Raw genomic sequence first — 618 nt, forward strand, 5'->3', positions numbered from 1 at the left:
CCCGCGCCCGCGACATAGAACTCACCAAGCACCCCCACCGGAACCGGAGACAACCCCGCATCAAGCACAAACACCCGTATATTGCCCAACGGCACACCAATCGGCACCGATGCGCCTTCGAATCCATCGGTCGTTGGGATGGCGTATGTCGTTGCACAGACGGTGATTTCGGTGGGCCCATACGCGTTGATCACCGCCAACTCCGGATGCTTCTTCCGCAACTTGTCGACCGCCACGGGCGAAAGCGCACCGCCGCCGGTTTCGAGCAGTTCGAGCTGGCCCAGACAGTCCGGATCTTCGTCTGCGAGTTGGTGGAAAAGGGCCGTGGGCACGAACATCGATGTCACGCCGCGTTCGGCGATGAGCTGCCGGAGGGCCGCCACATCCGGTTGGCGCTCCAACACCACCAGGGTCCCGCCGCGAAGGAGGGCTGGCCAGATTTCACACGACGAACTGTCGAACCCCGGCGACATGATCATCGACATCCGTGCCCTTGCACGTTCTTCCGGCCAGTGGTGCCACGCCATATTGATCACACCGTGGTGGGTGATGGCGACGGCTTTGGGGCGTCCGGTGGAGCCCGAGGTGTACATGATGTAGGCGAGGTTGTCCGGTGTG

The 618-nt window shown here is 62.6% G+C and carries 1 protein-coding gene; it reads right to left on the reverse strand.

Annotated features, from left to right (window positions below):
- A partial coding sequence (locus tag A5745_RS18825) for an AMP-binding protein (RefSeq protein WP_139329691.1) occupies positions 1-618 on the reverse strand: 618 nt, incomplete at both ends.

This window comes from Mycobacterium sp. IS-2888 (assembly GCF_001954215.1).
GTDB lineage: Bacteria > Actinomycetota > Actinomycetes > Mycobacteriales > Mycobacteriaceae > Mycobacterium.